Annotated in this window: 18 protein-coding genes and 2 pseudogenes; 16 read left to right on the top strand and 4 right to left on the bottom strand. The window is 69.3% G+C overall.

The window, feature by feature from the left end; all coding sequences use genetic code 11:
• From ASE31_RS22750 to ASE31_RS22710, 9 genes and pseudogenes are all read left to right on the top strand, one after another.
• On the top strand, window positions 1–330 hold the full coding sequence (locus ASE31_RS22750) for a DHCW motif cupin fold protein (protein WP_057204070.1): 330 nt from the start codon (window positions 1–3) through the stop codon (window positions 328–330).
• Window positions 331–415: 85 nt separating this feature from the next.
• Window positions 416–1,630, top strand: coding sequence for a PLP-dependent aminotransferase family protein (locus ASE31_RS22745; protein WP_200961154.1), 1,215 nt, complete (start codon window positions 416–418; stop codon window positions 1,628–1,630).
• Between the two features lie 5 nt (window positions 1,631–1,635).
• A complete protein-coding gene (locus tag ASE31_RS22740) occupies window positions 1,636–2,262 on the top strand; it encodes a glutathione S-transferase (protein ID WP_057204069.1) in 627 nt (208 codons plus the stop codon).
• Window positions 2,263–2,290: 28 nt separating this feature from the next.
• The gene (locus ASE31_RS22735; protein WP_057204068.1) at window positions 2,291–3,151 is read left to right on the top strand and encodes a PhzF family phenazine biosynthesis protein; all 861 of its coding nucleotides are present in this window, start codon (window positions 2,291–2,293) and stop codon (window positions 3,149–3,151) included.
• Window positions 3,152–3,297: 146 nt separating this feature from the next.
• Window positions 3,298–4,176 (top strand): PhzF family phenazine biosynthesis protein, encoded by an 879-nt coding sequence (locus tag ASE31_RS22730; protein WP_057204067.1) that lies wholly within the window; start codon window positions 3,298–3,300, stop codon window positions 4,174–4,176.
• Window positions 4,173–4,898, top strand: coding sequence for a VOC family protein (locus ASE31_RS22725; RefSeq protein WP_057204066.1), 726 nt, complete (start codon window positions 4,173–4,175; stop codon window positions 4,896–4,898). Before ASE31_RS22730 ends, ASE31_RS22725 begins: the two co-directional genes overlap by 4 nt.
• Before the next feature lie 6 nt (window positions 4,899–4,904).
• Window positions 4,905–5,544: pseudogene (locus tag ASE31_RS22720) on the top strand (LysE family translocator).
• Complete coding sequence (locus ASE31_RS22715; RefSeq protein WP_057204065.1) at window positions 5,541–6,527, top strand: threonine dehydratase; 987 nt, start codon at window positions 5,541–5,543, stop codon at window positions 6,525–6,527. The pseudogene ASE31_RS22720 and the gene ASE31_RS22715 overlap by 4 nt, the downstream one beginning before the upstream one ends.
• A 97-nt stretch (window positions 6,528–6,624) precedes the next feature.
• On the top strand, window positions 6,625–7,296 hold the full coding sequence (locus ASE31_RS22710; protein WP_057204064.1) for a histidine phosphatase family protein: 672 nt from the start codon (window positions 6,625–6,627) through the stop codon (window positions 7,294–7,296).
• A 24-nt stretch (window positions 7,297–7,320) separates the two neighbouring features.
• Here the strand turns inward: ASE31_RS22710 and ASE31_RS22705 are convergent, their stop codons facing one another.
• From ASE31_RS22705 to ASE31_RS22695, 3 genes are read right to left on the bottom strand one after another with little or no spacing between them, the layout of a single operon-like run.
• Window positions 7,321–7,785, bottom strand: a complete 465-nt coding sequence (locus tag ASE31_RS22705) for a GNAT family N-acetyltransferase (RefSeq protein ID WP_057204063.1) — start codon at window positions 7,783–7,785, stop codon at window positions 7,321–7,323.
• A 41-nt stretch (window positions 7,786–7,826) separates the two neighbouring features.
• Window positions 7,827–8,693 (bottom strand): creatininase family protein, encoded by an 867-nt coding sequence (locus ASE31_RS22700; RefSeq protein ID WP_057204062.1) that lies wholly within the window; start codon window positions 8,691–8,693, stop codon window positions 7,827–7,829.
• 18 nt (window positions 8,694–8,711) lie between these two features.
• Window positions 8,712–9,224 carry a DUF1569 domain-containing protein gene (locus tag ASE31_RS22695; protein WP_057204061.1) on the bottom strand — a complete coding sequence of 171 codons (513 nt, stop codon included), beginning with the start codon at window positions 9,222–9,224 and terminating at the stop codon, window positions 8,712–8,714.
• 52 nt (window positions 9,225–9,276) lie between these two features.
• Here ASE31_RS22695 and ASE31_RS22690 point away from each other — a divergent pair, with 52 nt between their 5' ends.
• From ASE31_RS22690 to ASE31_RS22665, 6 genes are all read left to right on the top strand, one after another.
• Window positions 9,277–10,029, top strand: a complete 753-nt coding sequence (locus ASE31_RS22690) for an alanyl-tRNA editing protein (RefSeq protein WP_057204060.1) — start codon at window positions 9,277–9,279, stop codon at window positions 10,027–10,029.
• Window positions 10,030–10,153: 124 nt separating this feature from the next.
• On the top strand, window positions 10,154–13,900 hold the full coding sequence (locus tag ASE31_RS22685) for a DUF748 domain-containing protein (RefSeq protein ID WP_057204059.1): 3,747 nt from the start codon (window positions 10,154–10,156) through the stop codon (window positions 13,898–13,900).
• 57 nt (window positions 13,901–13,957) lie between these two features.
• The gene (locus ASE31_RS22680; RefSeq protein ID WP_057204058.1) at window positions 13,958–16,159 is read left to right on the top strand and encodes a protein-disulfide reductase DsbD; all 2,202 of its coding nucleotides are present in this window, start codon (window positions 13,958–13,960) and stop codon (window positions 16,157–16,159) included.
• 93 nt (window positions 16,160–16,252) lie between these two features.
• Window positions 16,253–16,867, top strand: a complete 615-nt coding sequence (locus ASE31_RS22675) for a thioredoxin family protein (RefSeq protein WP_057204057.1) — start codon at window positions 16,253–16,255, stop codon at window positions 16,865–16,867.
• Between the two features lie 25 nt (window positions 16,868–16,892).
• Window positions 16,893–17,369, top strand: coding sequence for a CoA-binding protein (locus tag ASE31_RS22670; protein ID WP_057204056.1), 477 nt, complete (start codon window positions 16,893–16,895; stop codon window positions 17,367–17,369).
• A 29-nt stretch (window positions 17,370–17,398) separates the two neighbouring features.
• A complete protein-coding gene (locus ASE31_RS22665; protein ID WP_057204055.1) occupies window positions 17,399–18,697 on the top strand; it encodes an O-acetylhomoserine aminocarboxypropyltransferase/cysteine synthase family protein in 1,299 nt (432 codons plus the stop codon).
• Here the strand turns inward: ASE31_RS22665 and ASE31_RS22660 are convergent.
• The gene (locus ASE31_RS22660; protein WP_082604317.1) at window positions 18,694–19,500 is read right to left on the bottom strand and encodes an IclR family transcriptional regulator; all 807 of its coding nucleotides are present in this window, start codon (window positions 19,498–19,500) and stop codon (window positions 18,694–18,696) included. The two genes, ASE31_RS22665 and ASE31_RS22660, sit on opposite strands and share 4 nt — an antisense overlap.
• Window positions 19,501–19,653: 153 nt before the next feature.
• Between ASE31_RS22660 and ASE31_RS32755 the strand changes: the two are divergent.
• Window positions 19,654–19,860: pseudogene (locus tag ASE31_RS32755) on the top strand (MBL fold metallo-hydrolase); the annotation flags it as partial.

Here is a 19,860-nt window from a genome sequence, read left to right as displayed (position 1 = left end):
ATGCAAATGAACGACATCCCCTTCGCCGCCACCGACTGGAACACGGTCGAGCGTGTCGAGAAGAGCGCCCAGGCCGGCCAGGCCTTCTGGCAGACGCTGCAGTATGGCGACCTGCGCGTGCGCAAGGTGGAGTACACCCCCGGCTATGTGTCGGACCACTGGTGCACCAAGGGCCACGTGCTGCTGTGCCTGGCCGGCGAGTTGCACACGGAGCTGCAGGATGGGCGCCAGTTCACCCTCACTGCAGGCATGAGCTACCAGGTGGCGGACAATGCGGAACCGCACCGCTCCACCGCCCCCTTGGGCGCCACGCTGTTCATCGTGGACTGAAGCTACCAGGGCGCCCAGACATACCATTTTTTCTGATGACTTTGCAACATGGGAGGTCTTAGGGACCACCCGCAGGAGAACGAGAGTGAAACTGAACGACCTTCCCCACACCAGCAACACCTGGACCCTGGCGCGCCGCGCCGAGCGCATGAACCCCTCGGTCATCCGCGAGATCCTCAAGGTCACGGAAAAGCCTGGCATCATCAGCCTGGCGGGCGGCCTGCCCTCGCCCAAGACCTTCCCGGTCGAAGCCTTCGCCGCCGCCTCGGCCGCCGTGCTGGCCAACGACGGTCCCTCGGCACTGCAGTACGCATCGAGCGAGGGCTTCGCCCCGCTGCGCGAAGCCATCGCCGCCTTCCTGCCCTGGGAAGTGGACCCGGACCAGGTGCTGATCACCACTGGCTCGCAGCAGGGGCTGGACCTGATCGCCAAGGTACTGATCGACACCGACAGCCGTGTGCTGGTGGAAACGCCGACCTACCTGGGCGCCATCCAGGCCTTCACGCCCATGGAGCCCAAGGTGGTGGCCGTGGCCAGTGACGAGCAGGGCGTGCGCATCGACGACCTGGTGGCCAAGGTCGGCACGGGCGCCGACAAGGCGCGCTTTCTGTACGTGCTGCCCAATTTCCAGAACCCCACGGGCCGCACCATGAGCGATGCGCGCCGTGCCGAACTGGTGGCCAAGGCCGCCGAGCTGAACCTGCCGCTGGTGGAGGACAACCCCTACGGCGACCTGTGGTTCGACGGCCCGCCGCCCGCACCGCTGACCGCGCGCAACCCTGAGGGCTGCATCTACATGGGCTCCTTCTCCAAGGTGCTGGCCCCCGGCCTGCGCCTGGGTTACCTGGTGGCTCCCAAGGCCGTCTACCCCAAGCTGCTGCAGGCCAAGCAGGCAGCCGACCTGCACACCCCCGGCTACAACCAGCGCATGGTGGCCGAGGTGATGAAGGGCGGCTTCCTGGAGCGCCACGTGCCCACCATCCGCGCGCTCTACAAGCAGCAGCGCGATGCGATGCTGACCGCACTGGACAAGGAGATGCAGGGTCTGTCCGTCGAATGGAACAAGCCGGACGGCGGCATGTTCCTGTGGGTGCGCCTGCCCGAAGGCATGAGCGCCATCGAACTGCTGCCCAAGGCCGTGGAGCGCAACGTGGCCTTCGTGCCCGGCGCCGCTTTCTACGCCGACGATGCCGACCACCGCACGCTGCGCCTGTCGTTCGTGACCTCCACGGCCGAGCAGATCGCCACCGGCATCGCGGCGCTGGCAGCGGCCATCCGCGACCACCGGGCACCGGGCTGAGCACCGTGCTGCGCCTCTGGGGACGGCTGTCGTCCATCAACGTACGCAAGGTCGTGTGGGCCGCGCAGGAGCTCGGCATCAGCCTGCAGCGCACCGATGCCGGCGGACAGTTCGGCATCGTGCGCGAAGCGCACTACCTGGGCCTCAATCCCAATGGCCTGGTGCCGCTGGTCGAGGACGAGGACACGGGCGTGGTGCTGTGGGAGTCGAACCCCATCGTGCGCTACCTGTGTGCCCGGCACGCGCCGGGCGAGCTCTACCCCGAGGACCTCGCCACGCGCTTTGCGGCCGAGCAGTGGATGGACTGGCAGCAGACCACGCTGAACCCGGCGGGTCGCGATGCCTTCATCCAGTGGATACGCACGCCGGCCGCGCAACGCAACGATGCGCTGATCGCCGCATCGGTGGCGGCCACCGAGCCGCTGCTGGACCTGCTGGATGCGCGCCTGGCGCGCCAACCCTTCCTGGCAGGCGAGCGCTTCACCATGGCCGACATCCCGGTGGGCTGCGAGATCCACCGCTGGTGGGGCCTGCCCCAGGAGAGGGCGGCCCGGCCGCACCTGGAGCGCTGGTACCAGGCGGTGAGTTCACGCACCGGTGCGCGCGGCGTGCTCGACCAGGCGTTATCCTGACGGGACCATCCGCCCGCAAGACCGCACCATGCATCCACGCCCCTTCAAGCAGATTGATGTCTTCAGCGACCACCCCGGCGACGGCAACCCCGTGGCCGTGGTGTTGGAGGCCGAAGACCTGGGCGATGCGGACATGCGCCGCTTCGCCGCGTGGATGAACCTGTCCGAGACCACCTTCCTGCTGCCGCCCACCGAAGCAGGGCGCGCGGGGGGCGCCGACTACCGCCTGCGCATCTTCAGCCCGCAGGGCGAGCTGCCCTTTGCCGGCCACCCCACGCTGGGCACCTGCCACGCCTGGCTGCAGGCCGGCCACCAGCCACGCCAGGAAGGCCTGGTGGTGCAGGAATGCGCCCTCGGCCTGGTGCGCATCCGCCGCGAGGACCACACCCTGGCCTTTGCCGCCCCGCCGCTCAAGCGCAGTGCGCCCAGCCCGGCGCTGGTGCCGCTGATCGCCAGTGCCCTCGGGGTGCGCCCGGCGCAGATCCTGGGCACGCAGCTGCTCGACAACGGGCCGGTGTGGCTGGGCATGCTGCTCGACAGCGCCGACACCGTGCTCGGCCTGCAACCCGACCATGCGCGCCTGATGGACCTGGGCCAGTCGGTGGGCGTGGTGCATGTGGGCCCACATGCCAGCGACACCAGCCGTCCGGGGGTGGTGGTGCGCGCCTTTGCCGCCCCCATGGGCAACCGCGAAGATCCGGTGACCGGCAGCCTCAACGCCAGCCTGGCCGAATGGCTGATCGCCGAAGGCCTGGCGCCACATCACTACCAGGTGGCACAGGGCGAATGCCTGGGCCGCGCAGGGCGCGTGCACATCCGCCAGGACGACCACCAGGTGTGGGTGGGCGGGCGCTCCGTCACCTGCATCGAAGGCACGGTGCTGCTGTGAAACCGCCCCGCATCCCCATCCACGCCAGCGGCTGAACCCCGCCCGCCGCACCCGCTTCGGCTCCCAGGGCCGCCCCCGGCGTGCCTGCTCCCCGCAACCGCATCCATTTCATCCATCCCATCCACCTCCTACCTGACAGGCACCCCATGAAACTGCGCCCCTTCCAGCAAGTCGACGTCTTCACCGCCGAGGCCTACCGCGGCAACCCGCTGGCCGTGGTGCTCGACGGCGAAGGCATCTCCACCGAGGCCATGCAGGAGTTCACCAACTGGACCAACCTGTCCGAGGCCACCTTCCTGCTGCCGCCCACGCCCGAAGGCCGGGCGGCAGGCGCCGACTACCGCGTGCGCATCTTCTGCCCCGGGCGCGAGCTGCCGTTTGCTGGCCACCCCACGCTGGGCAGTTGCCACGCCTGGCTGGGTGCTGGCGGCAAGCCGCAGACGCCAGGCCGCGTGGTGCAGGAATGCGGCGCCGGCCTGGTGCCGCTGCGCCAGGACGGCACTCGACTGGCCTTTGCAGCCCCGCCCCGCCTGCAAAGCGGCCCGCTGGACGAGGCCGACGTGGCCCTCATCGCACGCGGCCTGGGCGTGGAGCGCGCGGACATCCTGCACCACTCTTGGTGCGACAACGGCCCCAAGTGGCGCGGCGTGATGCTGAAATCGGCCGAACAGGTGCTGGCCCTGCAGCCCGATGCCGCCATCCTCGCGGGCCTGGACATCGGCGTGGTGGGCCCGCGCGGCAAGGTCGGTGTGATCGGGGCCGACACCGTCCGCGAGGACATCGCCTTCGAAGTGCGCGCCTTCTTCCCAGGCAACAACGGCCTGGCCGAAGACCCGGTGACCGGCAGCCTGAACGCGGCGCTGGCCCAGTGGCTCATCGGCGCAGGTCTGGCGCCCGCGCACTATGTGGCCAGCCAGGGCACGGCCCTGGCACGCGCCGGCCGCGTGCACGTGGACCAGGAAGGCAGCGAGATCTGGATCGGCGGCCATTCGGTCACCTGCGTGCAGGGCGAGGTGCTGCTGTGACGGGCCAGGCCCCGGCCTGCATCGACCACCTGGTGGTGCTGGCCCGCGACCTGGCGACGGGCGTGGAGTGGTGCGAGCGCACGCTCGGCGTCACCCCCGCTGCGGGCGGCGAGCACCCGTTGATGGGCACGCACAACCGCTTGCTGAATGTCTCCAGTCCAGCCCATCCGCGCGCTTACCTGGAGATCATCGCGATCAACCCTGCAGGCAAGAAGACCATCCCCGATGGCGACCGGCGCTGGTTCGACATGGACGACGTTGCGCTGCAGCAGCAGGTGGCCGAGTACGGCCCTCAACTCATCCACTGGGTGGCCTCGGTGCCCGACGTGGCCACCAGCCTGGCCGCGCTCGACAGCCTGGGCGTGGACCGGGGCCGCGCCATCACCGCCAGCCGCCCCACGCCGCAGGGCATGCTGCAGTGGCAGATCACCGTGCGGCCCGATGGCCAGCGCCTGTGGGACGGCTGCCTGCCCACGCTGATCGAATGGGGCGCCGTGCACCCCTGCGACCACCTGCCCGCCAGCGGCGTGCAATTGCAATCCCTGCAACTGCAGCACCCCGACGCCCGCGCCCTGCGCGCGGCCTGCGATGCCGCGGGCCTGCGCGACGTGGCCATGCCCACGGAGGGCCCCTTGGCCCAGCTGCACGCGCAGTTGCTCACCCCGCGCGGCGCTCTGGCCCTGCAGTCGCGCGCCCTGCCACCCCCGCCCTCACCGGAGTAACCCACCATGCTCACCCCCCAGGAACTGCTGATCTTCGCGTTCGCCTCCCCTCTTGCTTGTGCTCACGCCCGGGCCCAACATGGTCTATTGCATCTCGCGCAGCCTCACCCAGGGCCCGCGTGCCGGGCTGCTATCGCTCGGTGGCGTGATCGCCGGTTTCGGCGTGCACCTGCTGGCAGCATCGCTCGGCCTCACCGCCCTGCTGGCCGCCGTGCCCATGGCCTTCGACGCGATCCGCATCGCGGGCGCCGCCTACCTGCTGTGGCTGGCCTGGCAGGCCGTGAAGCCCGGCGGCACCGCCCCGTTCGAGGCGCGCGACTTGCCGCACGACACGCCGCGCAAGCTGTTCCTCATGGGCTTCATGACCAATTTGCTCAACCCCAAGGTGGCCATGTTCTACCTGTCGTTCTTCCCGCAGTTCCTGCACCCCGAGCGCGGCAACTGGCTATTGCAGAGCCTTACCCTGGGCGCCGTGCAGATCAGCACCAGTGCGCTGGTGAATGCACTGCTGGTGCTGTTTGCCGCCCGCGTGGCCCTGTTCATGAACCGCAGCCAAGGCTGGATGCGCGCCCAGCGCTATGTGATGGGCACAGTGCTGGGCCTGCTGGCCGTGCGCCTGCTGACCGAAAAGAGGCCTGCCGCATGAGCGCCCTGCCTGCCACCACCCTCCCCTGGCTGCCGGGCCTGGCCGACATCGAGGCTGCTGCCCAGGTCGTGTACCGCGACTTCCCACCCACGCCGCAGTACCGCTGGGCCCTGCTCAGCGAACGCCTGGGCACGGACTGCTGGCTCAAGCACGAGAATCACACGCCCGTGGGGGCCTTCAAGATCCGCGGCGGGCTCACCTATTTCGACCAGCTCGCCAAGCGAGGCGCGCTGCCGCGCGAAGTGGTCAGCGCCACGCGCGGCAACCACGGCCAGAGCATGGGCTGGGCTGCGCGCAACCACGGCGTGGCCTGCACCATCGTTGTGCCCCGGGGCAACTCAGTGGAGAAGAACGCCGCCATGCGCGCTCTGGGCGTCACGCTGATCGAGCACGGCAGCGACTTCCAGGAAGCGCGCGAGCACGCCGTGCAACTGGCCGCCGAGCGCGGCGCGCACATGGTGCCCAGCTTCCACGCCGACCTGCTGCGCGGCGTGAGCACCTACTGGTGGGAGTTCCTGCGTGCGGTGCCGCAGCTGGGCGTGGTCTACGTGCCCATCGGCCAGGGATCGGGCGCGTGCTCGGCCATTGCGGCCAAGCTGGCGCTGGGGCACGGCGTGCGCATCGTCGGCGTGGTGAGTGCCCATGCCACCACCTATGCCGATTCCCTGGCGGCGGGCCGCGTGGTCGAGGCACCCGTGACCACCGAACTGGCCGACGGCATGGCCTGCCGCGTGGCCGATGCGAATGCGCTGGCCGTGCTTGCAACGCACATCGACCACATCGTGCAGGTCAGCGACGCAGAGGTGGCTGCCGCCATGCATGCAATCTACACCGACACCCACAACGTGGCCGAGGGCGCGGGCGCCGCCGCACTGGCGGCTGCGATGCAGGAACGCGACAGTTTGAGTGGCCTCGCTGTGGGCCTGGCACTCACGGGCGGCAACGTCGACGCGCCGGTGTTCAGCCGCGTCCTGGCAGGCTGACCGGCCGGGCGGAGCCTGTCCCCGAGGCTACTGGCTGCGTGGTTCCGGTCGCTTGGGCGACAAACGACCGGGCCCGCCCCTGCCCACAATCCGGCGCATGGGAACCCTTTACCTCGTGCGCCACGGCCAGGCCTCGTTTGGCGCAGACGACTACGACCAGCTGAGCGCGCGCGGACGCGAACAGGCGGTGCGCCTGGGCGAATTCTGGCGCGAGCGCGGGCAGGCCTTCGATGCCGTGATCACCGGCACCTTGCGCCGCCACACGCAGACGCTGGAAGGCATCGCCGAGGGCCTGCAGGTCACGCCCGAGGTGCTGCAGATGCCCGGCCTCAACGAGTACGACAGCCATGCGCTGATCACCGCCATCCACCCCCAGCCGCTGCCCAAGCCGGATACGCCCGAGCTGTACCGCCACCACTTTCGCCTGCTGTGCGATGCACTCGCGCAGTGGATGGCGGGCGTCATCAGCCCGCAGGGCATGCCGACGTGGAACGAGTTCAGTGCCGGCGTGCGCGCCGCGCTCGACCATGTGCGCCAGCGCCACACCGGCCAGAACGTGCTGCTGGTGAGCAGCGGTGGCCCCATCTCCACCGCCGTGGGCCAGGTGCTGGGCACCGCGCCCGAGGTGACGATTGCGCTGAACATGCGCATCCGCAACAGCGCGCTGACGGAGTTCAGCATCAGCCCCAAGCGCCTGATGCTGCAGACCTTCAACACGCTGCCGCACTTGAACGAAGCGCCGCACCTGGACTGGATCACCCACGCCTGACCGGCGGCAGGCCAGCGGGCTCGCCTACAGATCGAGTGCGAGAAACCGGGTTCCCGGAACCGGGTTGAAGCTCACGGGCTCTGCAGGCACAAACCCCAGCGATTCGTACAGCCTTTGGGCCGCGACGAATTCCGCCAGCACATCCAGGCACATGCGCCGATAGCCCGCTTCTTTTGCGGCGTGCAGCATCTGCTGCACCAATTGACGCCCCAGGTCCATCCCCCGGGCTGCGGGCCGCACGTACAGGCGCTTGAGTTCACAGGCGCTTTGATCGACCCGGCGAAGGGCGGCGCACCCCACCACTTGGCCCTCGATGACGGCCAGAAGAATGCACCCGTCGGGCTCGGCATACTTTCCCGGCAGTTGTGCGAACTCTCGCTCGTAGTCCTGAAAATCGAGATTGGCCACCGGGCTTTTGACGTACTCGCGAAAAATCGCGATGACTTCAGGAAGATCGCCGGGGAACGTGGCAGGTCTGATCATGGTCATTCAATGAACGCAAAAGGCCGTGCAAAGCGTGGCGACCGGCCTCAACAATCGGGCTGGTCACGCAAGGTGCTCAGCGGCAATGCCGCCATTTCCTGCAGCAGTGCCACGAGCTGGGTGGCCGCCGCCTCCACCACGGTGCGGCCTTTGTCGGCGCTGGCGGCTGCGGCATTGCCCACGGCACCGGCCGGGTGGTAGTCCTGCATCTGCCAGCCGAGCTTGGCGCTCTTGCCATTGCCCAGGATGGCGTACTGCTCCGAGCGGTCCTGCGAGGTGGAACGAAAGTCCTGCGCATGCGCCATCTGCACCGTGGCTGGCGCCAGGTGCAGCATCATCGAGGTCTCGATTTCGCCCGCGTGGATGCCGAAGCGGTGCTCTGCCGCACTGAACTGGCCGGCCACCGCATCTGGCAGGGGCAGGCTGAACCAGCTGGCGCTGTACACCAGCAGGTCGCAGCGTGTGCGCAGCTCGCGCGCCACGATGTCCATCACGCTGACCTGGCCGCCATGGCCGTTGAACAGCAGCAGTTTCTTCACACCCGCGCGTGCGACGCACTCACCAAGCTCGGTCCACAGCGCGATGATGGTGGCAGGCGACAGCGTGAGCGTGCCGGGGTAGCGGATGTGCTCGGGGCTCAGCCCCACGTTCTGGGGCGGCAAAAAGAGCACGGGCAGCTCGGCCGGCAGCAGCGGCAGCGCCGCGTCGATCACACCCTGCAGCAAGGTGGCGTCCACCGACAGCGGCAGGTGCGGCCCATGCTGCTCGATGGCGGCCACGGGCAGCACGGCGACCGTCTGCGCCGCCAGGCCCGAAGCCTTGCGCTGTGCGAAATCGCGCGTGCCGAGATCGGCCCACCAGCGCGCAGGCGTGGTGGCAGATGGGGAAGAAGAAGGCACCGGTGGCTGGGTCATGCCGCCATGGTAGCGGCCTCAGCCCAGAATGATCTCGTCCTGGTGGTTGGCGATGTGAAAGGTGTGGGCACGTGCGAACTCGACTTTGTCCAGCGCGCCATACGCAAAGTGGTGGCGCAGCACCCCCGAATGGGCGTTGAAGCGTGCAATCGCGGCCCGCAGGCGCTGGGCTGCTGGCTTCCACTCGCCCGACATGGTGAGCGCTGGCGCCGCGGGAATGGGCTCGGCAAGGCCGTGCGACATGCGCCCGCGCCAGCCGAAGAAGCTGAACGCGGCAGCGCCCAGCGTGCGCTGGAACAGGGCGCTGTTCTCCTTCGGAAAGCCGTCGATGCTCATCTCGATGCTCTGCGACAGGTGTTCGAGCACCGCCACCAGGGGCCAGGCACCATTGGTGCGGGCCTGGGGTGCCGCCTCCATCCGGTCGAGCCAGCGCAGCGCGCCGGACAGGTCGGCCACCTTGGGCTCATCGGCCCAGCCGAAGGCGGGGACCAGGACCAAGGGGGCGGCGATCAAGGCGGTGCGGCGTTTCATGCCTCGATGGTAGCGCTCTGCAGCCGCACCCCGCTGCCGCTACCATGCAGGGATGACCCACGATCTGTTCCGAGAAGATGGCTACCTGCGCGAGTGCAGCGCCCACATCACCGCCATCACCGACGCCGGCATCGTGCTCGACCGCACGGTGTTCTACCCCCTGGGCGGCGGCCAGGCCGGCGACAGCGGCCACCTGCTGCTGGCCGACGGCACGGCCATCGCCATGGCCGACACGCGCAAGGGCAAGGATGCCGAAGGCCAGCCCACCAGCGACATCGTGCACGTGCCCGCCCCGGGCCATGAAGCGCAGCTGGCCGCGTTGCAAGTCGGCACGCCGGTGACCGCCCGCATCGACTGGGAGCGCCGCCACCGCCTGATGCGCCTGCACACCACCACCCACCTGCTGTGCCACCTGGTGCCGCAGCTGGTCAACGGCTGCTCCATCACGCCCGAGTACGCGCGCCTGGATTTCTCGATGACCGACCCGCTCGACAAGGACGCGCTGACCACCGGCATCGCCGCCCTGGTGGCCGCGGGCCATCCGCTCACCGTGGCCTCGATCAGCGACGAGGAACTCGACGCCAACCCGGCCCTGGTCAAGAGCATGAGCGTGCAGCCGCCGCGCGGCTCGGGGCGCATCCGCACCATCCGCATCGGCGGCGAGGGCGATGCCCCGCTGATCGACCTGCAGCCCTGCGGCGGCACGCACGTGGCCAACACTGCGGAGATCGGGGCCATCGTGGTGACCAAGATCGAGAAGAAGAGCGCCACCACGCGGCGGGTGGTGCTGGGCTTCGCCGCCTGAACGTCAACAAACATCAACCACACCTCTGGATACACCGCGCGGTACTGCGCGGTGGTACCTTGGGCGGCTTGCCGCCCGTTTGCGGCGTTGCTCCCCTGACCGCCCGACGTTTTCCGCTGCCTCCATGCCTCTTTCCAAGCGCTTTTCCCTGACCCGCCCCTCCCTGGCAGCCCTGCGCCAGCACCGCTGGGCGCGCCGTGCCGCCGTGGCCCTGGCGGCTTCGCTGGCCCTGTGGCTGCTGGCCTGGCTGGCTGTGCCGCCCCTGCTCAAGGGGCCAATGGAGCGTGCGGCCAGCGAACAACTGGGCCGGGCCGTGACGGTGGGCACCATCGATTTCAAGCCCTGGTCGCTGGAACTCACGCTGCGCGACATCGCAGTGGCGGGCGCCGAGGGCAGCGACAAGCCCCAGCTCACCATCGCCCGCGTGCATGTGGATGGCGAGCTGCAATCGCTGCTGCGCCTGGCGCCGGTGGTGGACGAGTTCACCGTGGAGTCACCCGTGCTGCACATCGCCCACCTGGGCGGGGGCCGCTACGACGTGGACGACATCATCGCCAAGGTCACGGCACCAGCCGCCGAACCCAAGCCGGACACGGGCCCCGCCCGCCTGGCGCTGTACAACCTGGCGCTGGTGGGCGGCAGCATCGACTACGACGACCGCAGCGTGGGCAAGCACCACACGCTGCGCGACCTGGCGCTCAAGGTGCCCTTCATCAGCACCCTGCCCTCGCAGCGCGAGGTGAAGGTGGAGCCGCACCTGGCCTTCACCCTCAACGGCAGCCGCTTCGACTCTTCCGCACAGGGCACGCCGTTCGCCCAGACCGGCAAGACCGACGCCAGCGTGCGCTGGGACGGCGTGGACCTGGCCCCCTACCTGGCCTACCTGCCCGCCAGCCTGCCCGTGAAGGTGCAGGGCGCCACGCTGGACGTGGACCTGAAGGTGGCCTTCGAGCAGGCCCCGAAGATGGCCGTGAAGCTCACCGGCAGCGTGCAGGCGCGCGGCGTGCGCCTGGCGGACCGCCAGGGGCAGGACCTGCTGAGCTACGAGCGCCTGAAGATCGATCTGGCCGACGTGCGCCCGCTCGACCAGGTGGTGCGCCTGTCGCAGGTGGAGCTCACGGCCCCGGTGCTCAACGCCACGCGCAATGCGGCGGGCCAGATCAACCTGGCGCAACTGGCGCCTGAGAGCCCGCCCGCTGCGACGGCACCTGCCGCCAGCGCTGCCAGCACCGCGTCTCGCCCAGCCTCGGCCGCTGCGGGCAAGCCCGCGGCCGCCAGGCCCTGGGCGGTGGAGATCGCCCACACCCTGGTGCGCGGCGGCACGCTGCGCTGGGGCGACCAGACCACCCGCCCCGCCGCCGCATTGGAGGCGCGCGAATTCACGCTGGATGCCAGGGACCTGGCCCTGCCGTGGGCCCACCCCGTGGCCTTCGAGGGCGGCTTCAAGCTGCAGGATGGCAGCCTGGGCTTCAAGGGCGAGGCCACGGACCAGAAGGCGCAGGTGCAGGCGACTGTGACCGCACTGGCGCTGCAGGTGGCCACCCCCTACCTCGCGCAAGCACTGGAGCCCGCCGTGTCGGGCCAGCTCACCGCCGACATCGGCGTGCAGTGGGCAGCGCCCGATGCATCGTCCGTGAAGCCAGGTGCTGCGGCGCCCACGGGCATCACCCTCACCGCCGGCGTGCTCGCACTGGAGCAACTGGCCCTGCGCCAGGGCAAGACCGTGCTGGCCAGCCTGGGCCGGCTGGAAGTGAAGGGCGTGCAGGTGCCATTGGACACCCGCACCGCCACGCTGGAGAGCCTGGCCCTGACCCAGCCCAAGGCCACGGTGGAACGCAGTGCGGACGGGCGCTGGATGTTCGAGCGCTGGATGAAGGCGCCAGCCACCACGCCCCCGGCACCAGAAAACGCCCCGGCATCGAACGCCCCCGCCGCTGCAGCGTGGGTGCTGCGCGTGGCGGATTTCAGCCTGCAGGGCGGTGCCATTGCGCTGGCCGACAACGCCCAGGCCCGCCCCGTGGCGCTGGAGCTGTCGGCCCTGGGGATTGCGGCCAAAAACCTCGCGACCGACGGCAGCAAGCCCGAGGCGCTCAAGATTTCGGCCCAGGTGGCTGCGGGCAAAGGCACGCCCGGCAAGCTCGACTACCAGGGCACGCTGGCGCTGCAGCCGCTGGCCACGCAGGGCAGGCTCGAGGCCACGCGCCTGCCGCTGCACGCGCTCGACGGCTACCTGGCGAGCCAGTTGGCCATCGAGCTGCTGCGCGCCGACGTAGGATTCAAGGGCCAGGTGACCTTTTCGCAGGGCGACAAGGGCGCCAGCCTGCGCCTGTCGGGCGATGCCGCCGTGGACGACCTGCAGGCCAACAGCACCTTGGCCTCCACCCCCAAGACCGAGGCCCAGGTCGGCGAGGAACTGCTGGCCTGGAAGAGCCTGAACCTGCGCGGCCTGGACCTGGCCACCGCACCCGGCACGGCGCCGCGGCTCGAAGTGAAAGAGACCAGCCTGGCCGATTTCTTCGCGCGCATCACCATCAACGAAGCCGGCCGCATCAACCTGGGCGACATCGCCAAGACCCCGGCCGAGGCCCAGGCGGCCAATGCCGCCAGCGCCGCCAAGTCGGTGCCACCCGCGACGGCGCCTGCCGCGTCCGCAGCGTCCGCCGCCGTGGCGGCAGCGCCGGCCGACCCGCTGGCACCGGTGGTGCAGTTCGGCCCGGTCAGCCTGGTCAACGGCAAGGTGCTGTTCTCGGACTTCTTTATCAAGCCCAACTACTCGGCCGACCTGTCGGAGCTCACGGGCAAGCTCAGCGCCTTTTCCACTGCGGCGCCCGGCGGCGAGCCGGTGCTGGCCGACCTGGAGCTGCGCGGCAAGGCCGAGGGCACGGCCTCGCTCGAGATCACGGGCAAGCTCAACCCGCTGGCCAAGCCATTGGCGCTGGACATCGCGGGCAAGGTGCGCGACCTGGAGCTGCCGCCGCTCTCACCCTATGCCGTCAAATACGCAGGGCATGGCATCGAGCGCGGCAAGCTCAGCGTGGACGTGGCCTACAAGGTGCTCCCGAGTGGCCAGCTCACGGCCAGCAACCGGCTGGTGCTCAACCAGCTGACATTCGGCGAACCCGTGGCCGGCGCGCCCAACAGCCTGCCGGTGAAGCTGGCCGTGGCGCTGCTGGCCGACCGCAATGGCGTGATCGACCTGGACCTGCCGCTCAGCGGCTCGCTCAACGACCCCGAGTTCCGCGTGGGCCCGGTGATCTGGAAGATCATCGTCAACCTGATCGGCAAGGCCCTGATCTCGCCCTTCAGCCTGCTGGCCAGCGCCATGGGCGGCGGCGACGAACTGGGCAGCGTGCCCTTCACCCCCGGCAGCGCCAGCCTGAGCCCCGAGGCCCAGCAGAACCTAGCCAAGGTGGTCAAGGCGCTGAACGACCGGCCCAACCTGCGCATCACCGTGACCGGCCAGGCCAGCCTGCAGGCCGAGCGCGAGGGCCTGCAGCGCGAGCACCTGCAGCAACTGGTGCTGGCCGAAAAGCGCCGCGCCAGCCCGGCCGACACCGCAGCGGTGCAGGCCGCCGAGTACCCCGCACTGCTCAAGGAGGTGTACCGCCGCGCCGACATCCCCAAGCCGCGCAACTTGGTGGGTCTGGCGCGCGAGCTGACCCCGGCCGAAATGGAAGCCCTGCTGCTGGCCAACCAGCCCGCCACCGAGGCCATGGCGCAAGAGCTGGCCACCCAGCGGGGCCAGGCAGTGCGCAGCTACCTGATGGCGCAGAAGCTGCCGGTGGAACGGCTCTTTCTGGCGGCGCCGCGCGCGGGAACCCAGCCCGAGAAATGGTCTCCCCAGGCGCAACTGACCCTGGCGACACAATAAGGGGCCTATTCCCCGCCCAGGAACCAAACGGTCTTCTGGGCGCTCACACCCTGCAACATGCCCTACCGCCCGACCTCCCTGCTCGCCAAAGCTATCTTTCTCATAGCAGTCATGCTGGCTGGCGCGGGCAGTTGGGCCCAGTTGCCGGCCAAGGGTGGCACTGCCACCAGCGCCGTGGTGACCACCCCCCATGTGCGGGCGGAGCTGATCGCCCATGCACCCCAGGGCGTCGAGCCCGGCCAGCCGCTGTGGCTGGGCCTGCAGATCACGCACCAGCCCGAATGGCACACCTACTGGAAGAACCCCGGCGATTCGGGCCTGCCCATCGAGATGGCCTGGACCCTGCCGGCCGGGCTGGATGCGGGCGAGATCGCCTGGCCCCTGCCCAAGAAGATCCCCATCGGCACCCTGGCCAACTACGGCTACGAGGGCACGGTGCTGCTGCCTGTGCCAGTCACCGTGGCCAGCACCTTCGCGCCCAAGGCGCTGTCGAACGACGCCACGGTGCGCCTGCACGCCACCTGGCTGGTGTGCCGCAAGGAATGCATCCCTGAAGAGGGCGACTTCACGCTGACCATCCCCGCACGCAGCACCACGGCCATGCATGGCGCCGCGTTCGACGCCGCCCTGGCGGCCCAGCCCCGCCCGGTGATGGGCAGCGTGCAGGGCGTGCGGCCCGACAGCAATGCCCGCATCGAAGGCAACACGCTGCAGCTGAACGTGCAGGGCCTGCCCGTGGAACTGCGCGGCAAGACGCTGGAGCTGTTCCCCGAGACGCCCGAGGTCATCGAGAACGCCGCCGCCTGGACCCAGGCCTGGAGGGGCGCCGTCTGGACCGCCGAGGTGCCTCTGTCGGCCCAGCGCAGCAACAGCCCCGACCCGATGCCTGTGGTGCTGGCCGCCGATGGCCAGGGCTACCGGGCAGAGCTCAAGGTGCTGGGCGCCTGGCCCACGGTGGCCGCAGCGGCCACCGTGTCGCCCGCGCTGGAGGCAGCGCTCAAGGCCAATGCGGCAGGCGTCCCCGCTTCCACCTCGTCGGCCCCGCCGCTCACGCTGCTGGCGGCACTGCTGGGCGCATTGCTCGGCGGGCTGATCCTGAACCTCATGCCCTGCGTCTTCCCGGTGCTGGCCATCAAGGTCGTGGGCTTTGCCCAGCATGCCCAGGACCGGCGCGCGCACCGGCTCAGCGGCATCGCCTACACGGCCGGCGTGGTGCTGTCCTTCGTGGCGCTCGGCGCGCTGATGCTGGGCCTGCGCGCGGCGGGCGAGGCCATCGGCTGGGGCTTTCAGCTGCAGTCGCCGGCCGTGGTGGCGGGGCTGGCGGCGCTGTTCACGCTGATCGCGCTGAACCTGGCGGGGGTGTTCGAGTTCGGGCACTTCCTGCCCTCCTCGGTGGCCAGCCTGCAGGCGCGCCACCCGGTGGCCGACTCCTTCCTCACGGGTGTGCTCGCGGTGGCCGTGGCCTCGCCGTGCACCGCCCCGTTCATGGGTGCATCGCTGGGCCTCACGGCCACGCTGCCAGGGCCACAGGCGCTGGCCGTGTTCGCAGCGCTGGGCCTGGGCCTGGCCCTGCCCTACCTGGCCGCCGCCTTCGTGCCTGCCGTGGCGCGCGCCCTGCCGCGACCCGGCGCGTGGATGGACACGCTGCGCAAGTTCATGGCCTTCCCCATGCTGGCCACCGTGGTCTGGCTGGTGTGGGTGCTGGGGCAACAAAGCGGCATCGATGGCGCCGGCGCGCTGCTGATCCTGCTGGTGGCCCTCGGGATGGTGGCCTGGGCGCTGTCGCTCGCGGGCTCGGCGCGCCGTTTCATGGCACCGGTGTCCATCCTGGCGCTGGCGCTGCTGGCCTGGACCTTCGCTCCGCACGTCACCAACGTGGCTGCCGCACCCGCGTCAACTGCCACGACGGGCGCCACCGGCCCGCAGTGGCAGGCCTGGACCCCGGGCGCGGCCGAGCAGCTCGTCGCCAACGGCCGGCCGGTGTTCGTGGACTTCACGGCCGCCTGGTGCGTCACCTGCCAGTACAACAAGAAGACCACGCTGGCCGACGCCGATGTGCAGGCCGACTTCACCGCCAAGAACGTGGCCCTGCTGCGCGCCGACTGGACGCGCCGCGACCCGTCCATCACCGCCGCCCTGGCCCAGTTGGGCCGCAGCGGCGTGCCGGTGTACGTGCTGCACGCCCCCGGCAAGGCGCCCGTGGTGTTTTCCGAGATCCTGGGCGAAGCGGAACTGCGCGCCGCAGTGGCGGCGCTGTAAGACCAGCCGGTCGGCAGGGGCTCCGCCTGGAAATCCCGGGCCGCATCGCCCATACTGCCCCACCACCGTCCCTCACCTGGAGATCTTTCATCCATGCTGCTTCGACGTACCCTTTTCGCCCTGCCCCTGCTGCTGGCCGCCGCAGGCGCTCAGGCTGCCGCAACCGTGGGCCAGCCGGCTCCCGACATCACCCTGAAGGACACCACGGGCAAGACCGTGCGCCTGTCGGACTTCAAGGGCAAGCACGTGGTGCTCGAATGGACCAACCCCGGTTGCCCCTTCGTGCGCAAGCACTACGACAGTGGCAACATGCCCGCGACGCAGAAGGACGCGGCCGGCAAGGACGTGGTGTGGCTCGCGGTCAACTCCACCGAGAAAGCCAGCGGCGACTACCTGGAGCCGGCCAAGCTGACCAGCTGGCTCAAGGAGCGCCAGTCGGTGCCCACCGCCATCCTCATGGACGAGGAAGGCACGGCCGGCCGCGCCTATGGCGCGCGCACCACCCCGCACATGTACATCGTGAACCCGCAGGGCCAGCTGATCTATGCCGGCGGCATCGACAGCATCGCCTCCGCCAAGGCCGACGACATCCCGCGCGCCACCAACTACGTGAAGACCGGGCTGGCGGAAGCACTGGCGGGCAAGTCGCTCACCGCGTCCACTACGCGGCCCTATGGCTGCAGCATCAAATACAAAGATCCTGCCTGACAAGCGGCGCCTCTACACTGGTGGCATGAGCACCATCAGCGAACTGCGCCATATCCTCGGAACCTGCCGCACCATCGCGGTCGTGGGCCTGTCGCCGCAATGGCACCGGCCCAGTTTCTTTGCGGCCAAGTACATGCAGGCCCATGGCTACCGCATCGTGCCGGTGAACCCCATGGCAACCGAAATCCTGGGCGAGCGCAGCTATCCCAGCCTCACGGCGGCGGCGGCAGACCACCGCATCGACATGGTCGACTGTTTTCGCAAGAGCGAGGACATCCCGCCGTTGGCCGAGGAAGCCATTGCCATCGGCGCCCAATGCCTGTGGCTGCAGCTCGGCGTCGTGAACGAAGACGCGGCAGCGCGTGCGCGCGCGGCAGGCCTGGCCGTGGTGATGGACCGCTGCGTGAAGATCGAGCACGCGCGCCTGTTCGGCGGGCTCAACTGGGCCGGTGTGAACACGCGCGTGATCTCTGCCAAGCGTCCGCAGCAACTGCCCTACTGACAAGAAGAACACCAGAGAGACATCCGCCCATGGAAAAGGACAGAGACTACGGCTTCGGCACGCGCGCCATCCATGCGGGCGCCATCCCCGACCCGGTGACCGGCGCGCGCGCCACGCCCATCCACCAGACGACGAGCTTCGTCTTCGACAGCGCCGAGCACGCCAGCAGCCTGTTCAACCTGCAGACCTTCGGCAATGTCTACAGCCGCATCAGCAACCCCACGGTGGCGGTGTTCGAGGAACGCATCGCCAGCCTGGAGAACGGCCGCGCCGCCCTGGCCTGCGCCAGCGGCATGGCCGCGCAGATGGCGGCGCTGCTGGCCATTTTGAAGACCGGCGACCACATCGTGGCGGCCAGTACGCTCTACGGCGGCACAGTGGGGCAGCTCGGCGTGGGATTTGCGCGCCTGGGCATCGAGACCACGTTCGTGGACCCGGCCGACCCGGAGAACTTCGCGCGCGCCATGCGCCCCAACACCCGCGCCGTGTACGGCGAAACCATCGGCAACCCGCTGGTCAATGTGCTCGACATCGCGGCCGTGGCCGGGGTCGCACATGCGCACGGCGTGCCCCTGGTGATCGACAACACGGTGGCCAGCCCCTACCTGTGCAACCCGCTGGCCTTTGGCGCCGACATCGTGGTGCACAGCGCCACCAAGTACATCGGCGGCCATGGCACGACCATGGGCGGCGTGGTGGTCGAGGGCGGCAAGTTCCCCTGGAACAACGGCAAGTTCCCCGAGATGGTCGAGCCCAGCCGGGCCTACCATGGGGTGAAGTTCTACGAGACCTTCGGCGACTTCGGCTACACCATGAAGGCGCGCATGGAGATCAACCGCACCTTCGGCGGCGTGCTCTCGCCCATGAACGCCTGGCAGCTGCTGCAGGGCGCCGAAACATTGCACCTGCGCATGCGCGAGCACTGCCGCAACACGCTGGCGGTGGCCAAGTTTCTGCAGGGCCATGCCAAGGTAGCCTGGGTCAACTACCCGGGCCTGGCCGACTCGCCGTACCACGCCCTGGCACAAAAGCAGTTCCGCACCGTGGACGGCACACCGGGCGCTTCGGGCATCCTGACCTTCGGCGTGAAGGGCGGCGCCGCGGCGGGCGAGAAGTTCATCGATGCCTGCGAGTTCCTGAGCCACCTGGCCAACATCGGCGACGCCAAGACCCTGGTGATCCACCCGGCATCCACCACGCACCGGCAATTGAGCGACGAAGAACTGGCACGTGCCGGCGTGAGCGCGGACATGGTGCGCCTGTCGGTAGGCATCGAGGACCTGGACGACATCCTCTGGGACATCGACCAGGCGCTGTCAAAAACCTAAGCGCTGGTGGGGGCGCCCAGCCTCTGCGACAGGCTGCGCGCCGTGTCGCGCAGATGCCCTGCGGCGGCACTGTCCGGGCCGGTGCGCAGCGTGGCGCTCGGGCCGATCACGGCCAGGCACAGCACGAGCTGGCCGAAGCCGTCGAAGACCGGCGTGGCCAGGGCGCTGATGCCGGGCAGCAGCTGGTCGGTGACCTCGGCCACCTGGTGGGTGCGCACCGCATCCAGTTCCGCGGCGAAGGCCGGATCATCGAGCGCTCCGGCATGGCCATCGGCGGCCAGGGCTGCCTCGGTACGCTCGCGCGGGCCGAAAGCCGCAAACACCTTGCCCGTGGCCGTGTGCCGTACCGATGCCGTGGTGCCGTGTCGCATGGCCACGTAGACGGCCGTGGGCCCTTCTTCGACGCGGATGATGGTGGGCCCGCTGTCGCCCCAGACCGAGGCCGACACCGTGTAGCCGATGCGCTGCGCCAGGGCCGGCAGCTCGGCAATCGCCAGCCGCACCGGGTCGACCTGCTGCAGGCTGATCAATCCCAGTTGCATGGCCAGCGGCCCCAGGCCATAGTGGCCGCTCACTGCGTCCTGCTCGATCAGGCCCAGCTTGCCGAAGCTCACGAGGTAGGGGTGGGCCTTGGCGGGCGTCATGTCGGCGGCACGCGCCAGGTCCTTGAGCGCCATGCGGCGGCCAGTGCGGGCCAGCACCTTGAGCAGTTGCCCACCCACCTCCACGCTCTGGATGCCGCGCGGCGCACGCGGGCTGTCTTCGTCGTCGGCAGAAGCAAGGTCACGGGAAAGGTCGTCCATGGTGCCATTGTCCATCGAGCCCGCAGCGATCCTTGTCACCCTGGGGTTTCCACTTAAACAAATGAATTAGACATTAACGAATTTATTGCCTATGATCAAAACATTCCGTTTAGGCAAATGCATTCCACTAAACCAAATCAACCAGTACCACCCATGACCACCAAGACCTTCGCCTCCGCAGCCGACCTGGAAGTCAAGAACGTCAGCTTCGACAAGCTCTCCGACCATGCCTACGCCTACACCGCCGAAGGCGACCCCAATACCGGCATCATCATTGGCGATGACGCCGTGATGGTCATCGACACCCAGGCCACCCCCGTGATGGCCCAGGACGTGATCCGCCGCATCCGCGAAGTAACC

The sequence above is a fragment of the Acidovorax sp. Root217 genome (assembly GCF_001428645.1).
In the GTDB taxonomy this organism is placed as follows: Bacteria; Pseudomonadota; Gammaproteobacteria; order Burkholderiales; family Burkholderiaceae_C; genus Acidovorax.
This window is presented reverse-complemented; position numbering and strand designations above follow the sequence as displayed.